Source organism: Steroidobacter cummioxidans (assembly GCF_003104955.1).
In genome coordinates, this window is record NZ_LSRW01000006.1 from 185,963 (window position 1) to 198,252 (window position 12,290).

Annotated in this window: 12 protein-coding genes; 4 read left to right on the forward strand and 8 right to left on the reverse strand. The window is 61.9% G+C overall.

The genetic code is table 11. From position 1 onward, the window contains the following. Positions 1 to 48 precede the first annotated feature (48 nt). From D0550_RS05255 to D0550_RS05265, 3 genes are read right to left on the reverse strand one after another with little or no spacing between them, the layout of a single operon-like run. Positions 49 to 900, reverse strand: coding sequence for an amidohydrolase family protein (locus D0550_RS05255; protein WP_116808054.1), 852 nt, complete (start codon positions 898 to 900; stop codon positions 49 to 51). A gap of 37 nt (positions 901 to 937) precedes the next feature. Continuing rightward, a complete protein-coding gene (locus tag D0550_RS05260) occupies positions 938 to 1,798 on the reverse strand; it encodes an HpcH/HpaI aldolase family protein (RefSeq protein WP_116808055.1) in 861 nt (286 codons plus the stop codon). Between the two features lie 30 nt (positions 1,799 to 1,828). Beyond that, positions 1,829 to 2,851 (reverse strand): amidohydrolase family protein, encoded by a 1,023-nt coding sequence (locus D0550_RS05265; protein WP_116808056.1) that lies wholly within the window; start codon positions 2,849 to 2,851, stop codon positions 1,829 to 1,831. A 193-nt stretch (positions 2,852 to 3,044) separates the two neighbouring features. Here D0550_RS05265 and D0550_RS05270 point away from each other — a divergent pair, with 193 nt between their 5' ends. After that, a complete protein-coding gene (locus D0550_RS05270; RefSeq protein WP_116808057.1) occupies positions 3,045 to 4,019 on the forward strand; it encodes an ABC transporter substrate-binding protein in 975 nt (324 codons plus the stop codon). Between the two features lie 41 nt (positions 4,020 to 4,060). On the opposite strand, the gene D0550_RS05275 is transcribed toward D0550_RS05270, so the two are convergent. Beyond that, a complete protein-coding gene (locus D0550_RS05275; RefSeq protein ID WP_116808058.1) occupies positions 4,061 to 5,374 on the reverse strand; it encodes a M56 family metallopeptidase in 1,314 nt (437 codons plus the stop codon). After that, positions 5,371 to 5,757 (reverse strand): BlaI/MecI/CopY family transcriptional regulator, encoded by a 387-nt coding sequence (locus D0550_RS05280; RefSeq protein WP_116808059.1) that lies wholly within the window; start codon positions 5,755 to 5,757, stop codon positions 5,371 to 5,373. Before D0550_RS05280 ends, D0550_RS05275 begins: the two co-directional genes overlap by 4 nt. Before the next feature lie 150 nt (positions 5,758 to 5,907). Between D0550_RS05280 and D0550_RS05285 the strand changes: the two genes are divergently transcribed. From D0550_RS05285 to D0550_RS05295, 3 genes are all read left to right on the forward strand, one after another. Beyond that, positions 5,908 to 6,654, forward strand: coding sequence for a MotA/TolQ/ExbB proton channel family protein (locus tag D0550_RS05285; protein ID WP_116808060.1), 747 nt, complete (start codon positions 5,908 to 5,910; stop codon positions 6,652 to 6,654). Between the two features lie 111 nt (positions 6,655 to 6,765). Then, entirely contained in the window at positions 6,766 to 7,359 is a 594-nt protein-coding gene (locus tag D0550_RS05290; protein ID WP_116808061.1) for a hypothetical protein, read from the forward strand. Positions 7,360 to 7,366: 7 nt separating this feature from the next. Continuing rightward, a complete protein-coding gene (locus D0550_RS05295; protein ID WP_161965645.1) occupies positions 7,367 to 7,957 on the forward strand; it encodes a HEAT repeat domain-containing protein in 591 nt (196 codons plus the stop codon). Between the two features lie 129 nt (positions 7,958 to 8,086). On the opposite strand, the gene D0550_RS05300 is transcribed toward D0550_RS05295, so the two are convergent. The 3 genes from D0550_RS05300 to D0550_RS05310 form a co-directional block, all read right to left on the reverse strand. Next, entirely contained in the window at positions 8,087 to 9,034 is a 948-nt protein-coding gene (locus D0550_RS05300; RefSeq protein WP_116808063.1) for a HupE/UreJ family protein, read from the reverse strand. Next, positions 9,034 to 9,873 carry a peptidyl-prolyl cis-trans isomerase gene (locus D0550_RS05305; RefSeq protein ID WP_241520729.1) on the reverse strand — a complete coding sequence of 280 codons (840 nt, stop codon included), beginning with the start codon at positions 9,871 to 9,873 and terminating at the stop codon, positions 9,034 to 9,036. Before D0550_RS05305 ends, D0550_RS05300 begins: the two co-directional genes overlap by 1 nt. A gap of 105 nt (positions 9,874 to 9,978) precedes the next feature. Then, on the reverse strand, positions 9,979 to 12,231 hold the full coding sequence (locus D0550_RS05310) for a hypothetical protein (protein ID WP_116808065.1): 2,253 nt from the start codon (positions 12,229 to 12,231) through the stop codon (positions 9,979 to 9,981). Positions 12,232 to 12,290 lie beyond the last annotated feature (59 nt).

Genomic DNA, 12,290 nt, shown 5'->3' on the forward strand with positions numbered 1-12,290 from the left:
GCGGCGCTAATCCAAACCTGATGCTGAGCTATAAGTATTGCGCGCGCATCAAGCCAGTGCGGGATACAGAACCTGAGCTGTCTTGGCGAAGATCCATTCTCTCTCCTGCTCGGACACGCAGGCGAGACTGTGCCTGGCAATTTCCAGATTGCTGCTCAGCTCGCCCTCCGACGCCGGGAAATTCGAACCCCATGCCAGACGATTCGCACCGAACACATCCACCAGCCGCGGGAAGAATGTTTCGGCCGACGCCTGCTCCTTGCGCACGTCGCCGAAGATGCGCGGCGTCAGCTTCAAATAGATATTCTCGAATGGCGCCAGACCGAACAGACTCGACGCCCTCTTGTACGGAGGACCATCGGTCACATCGGGGCGTCCGAGGTGATCGAGCACGATACGCACTTTGGGAAAGCGCTTGGCCAGCCCCGCCACCTGCGCCAGACCGACGGGATCGGTCTGAATGCACATCGACAGCCCCAGCTCGCCGAGCAACTGCCAGGTTGGGAACGAGCGCGGATCATCCAACGTGCTCGGATCGAATGCCGCCGTGCTCCCGCCGGTAAATAGGCGAAAGCCGTTGGTACCGCGCTCGACCCAATGGCGAATCATCTTCGGCGCATCGGGTTGCAGAACATCTACTGAACCCACTGCTGTGAGTCGATGCGGAAATCGGGCAATGGAGTCGCACAGGTAGGAGTTGTCATAGCCGTAGCAGGTCGACGCTTGCACGATCGCGGCCTTGTCCACCCCGGCTTCATCCATCGCAGCGATCAAGCCTTCGGCAGTCACGGGCCGATCCTTGGACCAGTCGGACTGTTTGCCGAACAGCGGCGCGCGCGGATAGCGGCCGATATCGGGCGAACAGATGTGCGGATGTATATCGATGAACCGGGCGACCATGCTTTGTTTCACCTTGTTTGAGACGGTGGCGGTGGGCTCAGCCGCCCGCCAGTTGCCGTGCCTTCTCGATGGCACCGTAAGTCTTGACGGGCGAGGACATGAGGAACGAATAGCCCTGCGCCACCACGCTTTCGACGTTCTTGCTCGTCACATGCGGATGACCGACGCGCATGCCGTGCTTCTTGCACGTGGCGACGATCTGATCCATGGCTTCCTTGACGATGGGATGTTCGTACTGACGCGGTACACCGAGCTCCTGACTCAAGTCGCCCTCGCCGATCAGCACGCAGCCGATGCCGGGCACGTTGCGCAGGATGTCATCGAGGTTCTGCACACCAGCAACGTCCTCGATCATCAGGAACACCAGCACTTCACCCTTGGGATTGAGTGGCCATACATCGGCGCGTGAGTAATATTCCTGCTGCGTGAGTCCCCAATAGCGAGAGCAGGTGTGCGGGCCATCGCCGCGCATGCCGATGGGCTCGTGGTAAGGCGCATCTTTCGGCCGCGGATAACGACAGGCTGACACCGCGTTGTAGGCTTGTTCGGCGGTGCTCACGTGCGGCCACACGACGCCATACACGCCGCGATCCAGCGCCTGCTTCGCGAGCCATTGATTGTTCTCGACGCCATTGGCGGGAATGCGAACGATGGGCGTCACCGTCGGCGCGAGCGTGCCGCTTTCAAGGATCTGCTTGCGGTTCAGCATGAACTGCAGCGTGACCTCGAGTTCCTCGGCATCCCACGAGTTGTGTTCCATCTCGAACACGACGGCATCGTACGGCGCGCTGCTGAACTCGATCGCCGCTCGACGCCCCGGAGGAGCGAACGAGGCATACGCCGGCCGGCCCTGTTCCCAAGCCTTGATGATGCCGTTGAGACGCGGAAGTTCCGACACAGAGACTCCTTCAGACCGTGCAATGAATAGTTACTTGCCGAGCTTCTTCAGCCGCGCATCCAGGCGCGGATAGACACGACGCGCGTTCGCTTCGAAGATCTTGTTGCGGTCCTGTGCCGACAGCCTCGAGCACGCATCCACGTATTTCTTCGTATCGTCGAAATACTCGCCGGTGTCCGGGTCTCGGCCGCGCACCGCGCCGATCATTTCCGAGCCGAACAGAATGTTCTCGATCGGTATGACGTTGGTTAGGAACTCGACACCCTGCTGGTGATACACACAAGTGTCGAAGTACACATTGTTCAACAGCGTTTCGATCTCGCGCTTCTGATCGAGTGCGATCCCGCGATAGCGTCCCCAGTGATACGGCACGGCACCGCCGCCATGGGGAATGATGAAGCGCAGCTTCGGGAAGTCCTTGAACAGGTCGGACAGCAGGAACTGCATGAACGCCGTCGTGTCGCCGTTGATGTAGTGCGCGCCGGTGCCGTGGAAGCACGGGTTGCACGACGAGCTGACGTGGACCATGGCCGGCACATCCAGACGCACCAGCTCTTCATACAGCGGATACCACCAGCGGTCGGTCAGCGGCGGATCCTTCCAATAGCCACCGGAAGGATCGGGACTCAGATTGCAGCCGACGAAGCCGAGCTGCTCGACGCAACGGCGCAGTTCCGGAATACAGTTCTCGGGCGATTGCCCAGGCGACTGCGGCAGCTGGCACACCGGTGCGAAGTGGTTGGGGAACAGCTCGCAGACCCGATAGATGAGATCGTTGGCGACCTCGGACCAGACATAGCTGGTCTGCTGATTGCCGAGGTGATGCGCCATCTGTCCGGCGATCGGCGAGAAGATCGTCAGGTCGCCGCCGCGCTCCTGCTGCATCTTCAGCTGGCCACCGCCAATGGCCGCGCGAATCTCGTCGTCGGAGATCTTCAGCTCTGAGGCTTTTGGTTGGTTGGCCGGCTCGTTGACGGCGGCAAGCTGCCTGGCGCGCCAGTCATGCAGGGTCCGGGGAGCGGTGGTGAAGTGACCGTGACAATCGATAATCATTGCTGCAGCTTGGGCGAGTCGTTGCTCACCACAAGCTAATGCATCCGGGCCGGAATCGATCATTGATTTTGCGGCTGCCCCGATAAGTCTTCCGGGCAGGGAGAACTTATAGCTTGGGGGCGCCTTTTGATTGCACCGGCGGGCGGACGGTTGGGCATTGTTGGCGCGCACGAGACTACCAGGAGAAACTGTTTTGGCTGCCAAGGTGCATCTGAAAATCGCGGTGGCGGACTACCCGCACACCGCCGCCGTGCGCAACGGCTCGATTCCCATCGAAGGCGTCGACGCCGAGATCGTCACGGTCGAGCCGCAAATCGCCGCCTTTCGGCGCATGGTGCGCCAGGTTGAATTCGACGTCTGCGAGCTGGCTCCGACGACCTACATCATCGCCCGCGCCCATGGCGCCCCCTTCGTCGCTTTACCTATCTTCGTCCTGCGCCGTTTTCATCACGCCGGCTTGCTGGTCCGCCCGGACGCGGGCATCGCGACCCCGAAGGATCTCGAAGGTCGCAAGGTGGGCGTGCGGGCTTATTCCGTAACGACCGGCGTCTGGACGCGCGCCGTGCTGATCGATGAGTTCGGCCTCGACTCGTCCAAAGTGACCTGGGTGGTGGACGACGAAGAGCACGTGACACAACTGCAGCTGCCGCCCAACGTGATCCGTACGCAGCCGGGTCGCTCGCTCGCCGACATGATGGCTGACGGCGAACTGGCCGCGGGCTTTCACGGCAATGCGGGCGTTGGTCGCACCGGCAATCCCACCGGTGGCTGGAAGACTGTCGAGGCGCACTATCCCGACCTGTTCCCGAATGCGGAGGCGCTCGAAGCCGATTGGTACCGGCGCACCGGCATCTACCCGATGCATGGGACCATTGTCGTGAAGGACTCCGTGTTGGCCGACTATCCCTGGGTTGCCAGGTCGCTGTTCAAGGCCTTCTCGCAAGCGAAGGATGAATGGCTGAAACGCTTGGATGCCGGCGAAGCAAAGAGCGCGTCCGATCAGAAGTACGCAAAGCTGAGACAGATCGTGGGCCACGACCCGCTGCCCTACGGCATGGCTGCGAATCTGCAGACCATCGAAGCACTCGCCACCACAGCGTACCAACAGAAGCTGACGCAGCGGCCGATGCAGGTGCAGGATCTGTTCGTCGATCCAGAGAAGCTTTGAGCACAATGCAGCCCGCCTCTGTGCGAGGCGGGCTGCCGCATTCAGAGGTAGGTGCGACCTGCTACCAGCTCGCCCGGCACCCAGGCGCAGTCGATATCGCACCCTTGTTTGACGTACAGCTGCAGGTTGGAATTCGTGCGCAGAATGTTCTTCAACAACTCGCGGTACACGCTGCGTTCACTGGCTTCGCTGTCGGAGCGCCAGCTCGCGCGGATGTCGTAGTAGACGCGATCGATCAGCTCGGGATCTCCGTTCACACGCGAGTCGGGATACGCCCGCGCAATCAGATCTCGCAAAGAAACGTGGTCGAGCGACAGGCGGCCGGCGGGATCGAACTTCGCGTCGCGCCACCAAACCGGCTCGGACGATGTAAGCGTGATCGCCTCGAAGATGATGCGCCCGCCATCTGAGGTCGCACGCGCGGCACCCGTGGTAACACCCGCCAGCACGGGGCCATAGCAGAGCGCCATCGCGGTCATCAGCAACAACGCGAAGCGGGGCTGATCGATGGGCGAGGCACGCTCCGGACTCAGAATGGACGTCATCCGCTGCTTCAAATCGCCGCCGCTCGAAGCGGCCACACCAGCAAATCTCGCCGTCACGCCGAGCCGGCAGACGTGCAGCAGCGACTCCGCGTACACCACCTGCTCATGACCATCCTCGATAACCGATTCGTCACAAGCCGCCTCGCGCTCGCGCAGCAGATTCGCGCCAATCCACCACACCAGGGGATGGAACCAGAAAGCCACTTCGATGAGCTTGTGGATGGCGGCGGTCAGATTGTCACGACGGCGGACGTGACACATCTCGTGCGCGAGCACGGTTTGTATCTGCGATGCACTCAGCTCGCGCATGACAGCCCGCGGCAATATCAGCACCGGTCGAAAAACACCGAACACGCCGGGCGTCAGACCCGCTGCAGTGACGCGAACCGGGATGGGCAAATCCATTGGCAAATACGGCGCGGACGCCAGCATCGAACGCATTGCCAGCCATTGCGTCAACCAGCGCAACAGCAGCGCGACCGAGCCCAATGCCCAGACCGTGATCGCGATCGTCGTTAGATTCGGCAGCACCGAGTGATTGAGTCCGCCGACGCCGTCGATAGAAGGCACAAAGAGGGCGCTGCCCGTTTCGATCCACCGCGGCGCCAGCGTGATCGGCGCTGGCAACGACCGGCCGAGGTAATCGCCCAGCTGTTGTAACAAGCTGAACGGCAGCAGGAACTTCAACGACGCGCACAACCAGATCCAGTAACGGATTTCGGCAGCATTGCGCCGGCACACTCGCGTCAGCCCCCATGCCGCAATCAGGACCAAGGTCGATTGCCACAGGTGCAACGCGAGTGCGGTCATGCGCTCTCGTCCTTCTTGCCGATCCCGCGCAGCAGCTTCTCGGCTTCCTTGATGTCACCCATCGTCAGTTTCCCCGACTCGATGAGATGCGCCATCACCGGCTGTGCCCGCCCGCCGAACAGGCCGAGCAGGTCATCGATCAGGCGGCGCTCGGCCGCTTCGCGCGTGATGGTGGCCTCGAATATATGCGCGTTGCTGATTTTCTTGGCGCGCCTCAGCATTTCCTTCGCTTCCAGCCGGTACACCATGGTCTGCACTGTGGTGTACGCAGGCCGGCGCCGCTTTGGGAAGGCATCGTGAATCTCACGGATGGAGCAGGCGCCGTGGGTCCACAGCGTCTCCATGATGGTCAATTCCAGCTTGCTGAGCTTCTGCGACGGCATTCCGACCTCAACCTATCAATGGCAGCCAGCCTACGCCCGTTGTAGTAGATCCTGCAAGTCGCTTGCACAGCTCTACTACAACTGTCATAGTCATTACGACTTCTGTGGTCGATGATGGATGAATATCTTGTAACAACACGAGGCAGTCCCATGGCCAACGATGCAGCAGCGGTCCACAATAAATTCGATATCTTTGGCTTTCTCAAAGAGGCGGACGGACTGGCCTATGCCATCCTGATCATCCTGGTGGTGATGTCATTCGCCTGCTGGTTCATCACGCTGACCCGGCTTTGGGACCAGCGCAGCATCAACAAGGATTTCCAGGAGACGCGCCGGAAATTCTGGACCTCGGGCAATCTGCACGACGGCATTGCAGCGCTCGGTAACCGTGAGAATGTGTTTCGCATGCTGGCCGAGGACGGCATCCGCGCGAAGCAATATCACCAAGGCCATCTCACCGCAGAAATGCCGCTCAACGAATGGTTGGCGATCGCTCTGCAACGCTCGATGGAAAGTGTCACCGCGCGACTTTCAATGGGCCTGGCCATTCTGGCCACGACCGGCTCGGTCTCACCGTTCATCGGCCTGCTCGGCACCGTGTGGGGCATCTTGAATGCATTGACCCGCATCTCCCTGTCCGGCCAGCCCAGCCTCGAACAAATCGCCGGCCCGATCGGCGAGGCGCTGGTCATGACCGCCATCGGTTTGTTCGTGGCCGTGCCCGCGGTCATGGGCTACAACTGGCTGCTCCGGCGTAACCGGGCCATCCAGGAACAGATGCGCCTGTTCGCTGCCGACGTTCACTCCTATCTGGTCGGCGGGGCCCGCTTCGACACCGCTACTCCAGTATCGCGGATCCAGACAAATCGCACGGCACCGGTCGCAAAGACCGCTTGAGCGATTGGCCATCAGCGCTTCGGACGCGCTGATGGGGGTTTCCATACGCCTGTCACAATCCCGACATATCCTGGTCACGGCGACTTTTGCTCACGACAGGTTGTTCGGCTCATGAAACGGTTCGGCAAGGCTCCCGCGCTGCTCGCGCTACTCATTTCGTCCACTCTGACCAGTGCCTCCAGCATGGCCGACCCGTTACATAAGTACGGCAATGAAGGGGCCTGGTGTCATGTCGACAGCGGCTGGCTGTTTCCGCAGGACGTGGGGCATTTCGCGCGGGTGTTGCAGCCATACAATATTGACGGCAACAACGATGCGGGCGCGGAGTATCGCCAGGAGACGGGAGCACTGAAAGGCGCAATCGAAGTGGATGTGTATGCCGCGGACTCGGCGGCGATCGACGCAAACATCGATGGTGCGAAAGCAACGGCGGCGCGTAAGGCGGGTGAAGGCGCGAAGATCGACTCGGAAGCACCGTTTCAACTCGATGCCGCGAAAGACTTGAAGGGCATCAAGATCAAATACGCGACCGACCCGGAAACGCCCGGCGAGCACACCAATCTTTATTACTTCACGACGGGTCGCTGGCACGTGAAGGTACTGGCCCACGCCAAGCTCGCGGACAATGACCACGACGCGGCGCTCGACGCATTCGTGCAAGCGCTGCCGTGGAATTCGCTGGGCACGAACACTGGCATTCACTGAGGCCAAGATGCGACCTTCAGTCATCATCATCGGTTCGACGATGCTCGCCGCCTGCGGCGGCCTTGCTTATATGCACGTGAGCCGAGAGTCGCCTGAGACCGCTGACGTAACATCCGCAATGGCGCGGGCGCCAGAACAACTAGTAGCAGCCGAAACATCGGCAGTCGAATCCGAGGCAACGACAGCGACCAGCACCGCCGTAGCGCCCCCAACGGCATCTGAAACTAAAACCGAATCAGCCGCGGCCGCTGCCGCCGCACACCGACCCACGCGACCCGACACGGTCGAGCAATGGATCAAGGATACGCAAGACAGCGATCCCAAGATTCGCGCCGCCGCGATTGCCAAGCTGGCCAATGCGCCGAAAGCTCAGGCGCTGCCTGCGCTGAAGGACGTGCTCGACACCGGCGAGCCGGAAGTCGATCGTCACATTGCGCTACGTTCCCTGCACTCCCTCGCCTTGCGCGATGGCGACCGCGACAGTCAGGTCAGGGACGTGATGCGCCGTGCGATCTATCACAGCGACAACGACGGCGTCACCCAGACCGCGCAGTCGCTGCTCGACGATGTCGAAGCAGCGCTGACGGAACAGCAGTAGAACTAGAAGCTCGCGGTCAACCGCACGCTGAGCAACTCGACCGGGCACTCAGCCCGGGCCGCGATAAAAAAGGCGGCGCTCAAGGCGCCGCCGGTCTGGCGAATCATGCTGACCATTGCGATGTGTCGTTCACGCCAGGATGCCAACGACGCGATCGATCGACCAATAAGCCGCGAGCCCGCCGATGGCATAGAGCGCCGGTGTCCGCGCAGCGACAAATTGCGGCCGCGTTGCCAGGGCGCGATACACCCCGTAGCAAAGGATCACCACCAGCAGCTGCCCCATCTCCACGCCCAGATTGAATGTGAGCAATGCCACGAACAGATTGTTCTGCGGCAGGCCGATTTCTGACAGCGCGCCCGCGAAGCCCAAGCCATGGATGAGACCGAACAGGAACGCGACCAGTGCCGGCCAGCGCCGTGAAAGCGTTTGATCCTTGTTCAGCGCTTCGCCGGCGACCAGCATGATGGACAGCGCGATCGTTGCTTCCACCGGCGGCGGACGCAGCGTCAGCAAACCCAGCGAACTCAACGCCAGCGTAAGGCTGTGCGCGAGCGTGAAGGCGCTGATCGTGTACACCAGTCGTTTGTTGAAGCCGACCAGGAACAGCAGCGACAGCACGAACAGCAAATGATCGAAGCCGGCGAGGATGTGCTCGACACCCAAGGTCACATAGGCCCACGCGATCTCGCCCATGCCGCGCTTGTCGTCGGCCGAGCCATACAAGTGCACTTCCGGTTGGCGGGTGGTGAGCGTAAACACCCGGTTCTGACCATCGAGCCAGAAAATCTTCACGATGGCGGCCGAGTAGTCCGCGCCGACGCCGTCGACGCGGAGCGTGCCGAACAAGCCTTTCTCGCCGCAGTGGAGCATGTTCATGTCCGCCTCGCAGCTCTCGGGCCACACGGGCGCGAGCACGACGGCGGGCGCCTTGTCGCTGCTGGCCGTCCATTGCCACAAGAATTCGCCCGGCGAGGTCTCGCGCACTTCCATTTCCGCCATGCTCAACTCATGGGCGGAGACGGCGCTGGAAACCAGCGCCAGGAGCGCAAGCAGTAACAGATGAAGCTTGCGCATCACTGCTTCACTCCATCGATCACGATGGTGTACTTCTTTGCCAACACACCGACGGCGGCGCTGCGTTGCTCGGACATCACGGCGTCCGTCCAGTCTTGCGTCACGACGCCACGCAGCCGGTCGAAATCTGCCGCCTCAGCGGCAACGGCGGATTCGAGCCGCATCGCGCGCCAGCCACCCTTGGTCTGCAAGGCACGCCACTCACCCGGCGGCGAGCTTTCCAGCGTGGTTGCGAACTCTTCGCCATAGGCCTGAACGATCGTTGCGTGCGGACGATCCGTGAACACGCGCAGCCCGGCTTGCACGTCAGGCGTAGCTCCGGCATTCAGCGCGCTGACGAACGAGCGCACCGTGGCTTCGGAAACCTCGCCGGACAGCACGGCTTCCTGGAAATTGAATCGCTGTGGAGTGTCATAGCGGGAGCGGTTCTTCTCGAACCATTCGCGCAGCACTTTTTCGTCGTACTCGGGACGCTTGGTGCTGGTATCGACCATGCTCAGCGCCTTGAAGATCACGCGCTCGCGGATGGACTTGTCGCCCTTGTCGAGGCCCAGCGCCAGGCCTTCGCGATATAGCACTTCGTTATTGAGCCACACCTGCCGCAGCGCGCGCAGCTCCTCGGCATTGGGCTTGCGCCCCCGAGCGGCTTCGAACGTCTGCTGAGCTTCGGCGTCCACTTGGGCATCCAGCTCGATGCGATTCGGATCGTCGGCCTGGCCGGCGATCAGCGAGTCGACGCCAAACAGCACGGCGCCGATCAGAATGAAATGAAACAACGGCTCGCGCGTCCAGCGGACGCTCTTGGCCGGCTCGGCGGTCGAGCTGGCAGTCGAACCCATCTCGGAACCCGACAAAACAGATGACATATGTAATCGCCCCGACAGAAACAAAGGAACGCCGCGCGTTGCCGCGCGGCGTTCTGATGGTCTCGATAGCGAGAAGGGTTACTTCACGCCAGCGACAACGACGCCGTTCTTCACTTCGATGAAGACCGGGTTGCTGTAGAACCACAGGTCGGCCCAAGCGGCCACGTCATAGCTGACGTACTGCTGACCCGTGACGGCCGGGAAGCGCGCCATGTGGGCCGGGCAGCCGTCGATGTCGGCGCCGGTGTAGACCGTGTTGGCCGGAATCGGCGTGGACATGCTCGTCGTGCAGGGGATCCGCAACTTGGACGGATCGCTTGCGTTCGTGAAGATGTCCGCGAGCGGGTTGCCGTCCGCATCGGTCTCATAAGGCGTAGACGCCGGCAGGTTGGTGCCACGCAGACGCAGGTACTGCGAGGCCTTCACGCCGGACACACGGAACGATGCGATCTTGTACTCGCCGTCCGACTTCCAGGTGCCGTTGCCAAAGGTCTTCAGAATGCCGGCCGAGGTGTTCTTGGCACCCGCGGGCACGGTGTTCATATCCGGGTTGTCGGACCAGTTATCCGGCCACTGACCCGAGTACTCCGGCGAGCTCGGCTTCTTCATGCCGGTCACCAGACCGCTGATCACGTCGAAGTGATCCAGCTCGGGCTGGTTCATCGGCTGCGTCTTGTTGATCTGGAGCAGCGACGGGTTCGCGAAGGTGTACGGCGAGTAGTTCACGCCGGACGGATCACGCACCACGACCGCCACAACCACGTCGTCGTTGTTGTTGATCTTGAGCTTCTCGCCCATGACCGCGCAGTTCGCGTTGATGTTTACTTCGGTGCCGTTCTTCGCCGCTTCCAGAGCCAGCGCCTCGAGCTCGGCCGCGCCGGCGTCGCCTTTGAAGCGCTTGTCGGAGCAAGCAACGAATGCCAGACGGTCGATCAGCTGACCGGAAGCGGTCCAGCTGTTGCCGCTGCGCAGACCGTCCACGATCTCCTGCGGATTGGCGATGCCACCCTTCTCACGGCTGGTCTGACGCACCATCACGAAGTCGCGCTGATATTCGCCAGGATAGAAGTCCTGGGTAGAACGGCGATCGTCCGGAGCGAAGCTGCCGCGGTTGTGCCAGTCGGAGCTGGCGAAGAACCAGAAGTTGCGGCCGTCGCCCAGCAGCGCGTCCCACACGCCGCCGACCTGCGCGCCATAGACGCCAGTGCCGCCCCAAGTCGTGCTGCCGACGCTGTCGACGCGAACGCCACCGATGCTGTTACGGTCGGGGCTGTATTCGCCGCGGTTGTCAGAAGCGTGGTGGCCAGGCTGCGTTTCAAAGCCGAACGCGATCTTCGGCGCGGCATTGTTGAAGTTACGCAGGTGCTCGATGTTGAAACCGTTGTTGCCGTCCGGGTTGAACGGTCCAGCGCGCTCGAGGTGCGCCGGCACGTAGTAGCTGGTGTACGGATGGTAAGCAGCCATCCACTTCAGCGCGTCGACGGTCTTCTGGTGACCGCGCTCGCCGCTGCCAGCACCGCCGGCCGGGAACAGCTTGGCGGCATTCGGCTTCCAATCCGGATTGTTGGAATAGTCGATGCCCGGGATCGAGCAATCCCAGTTGTTGGCGCCACCGCGGCTGTTGTCGGTGTCACCGCGATCGAAGCAGTACGACCACTGAGCGAGCGCCGTCGCATCGCCGACCGGCACGTAGCTGCCCGGACCCACGGCGCCGTGCTTGCCGACGACCTGGCCGCTGACCACGGCCATCGAGGTGTGCTCGTGACCCGCCACCACGGACTCCAGGCCCGTGAAGATCGGCAGATTTTTCTGGCCGCTCAGATACTCGTTGACCGCATACTGAAATTCCTGGATCGACTGCCAGCGCCACATGCTGGGATTCGCCTGCGAGGCGAGCGCAGTGGTCGAGGTGCCGTTGGAAGAGCCGGTGTTGCCCTTCACGGCGGCGGCGCCAATGCTGTTTGCCCAGGTGGTGGTCGGGCCGCGACCCTGCACGTACGGATACGGCTCCGAGCTCAGCGAGGCGTCTTCGACGAGCGTGCAATTACGATTGCCGCTGCCGCCGTGGCCGGCCTGCACGAACCAGTCGAGACCCCAGGGCGTGTCCTGCGTGTCGACCGACTTCTTGATCATCTTCTGCATCGACAGAGCGCCGTCAGAGCAGGTGGTGTGATTGTGGAAATCGCCGGTCGCGTACACGCCCTTGGCGCGCGGGCCCACGTCCGGTGCGGAGTTGCCCGAATCCTTGGCTGATGCGGCGGCCATCGTGGCCACACTGAGAACCGCCGCGACCGCGGTCGCGATCTGGCTCCGGGTGATTGCAACTGTCATTTGTATCGAAGCTCCCTTCAAGCTGTCGGGTGTTGTGAGAAGGTTCCGCAGCCTAGAGA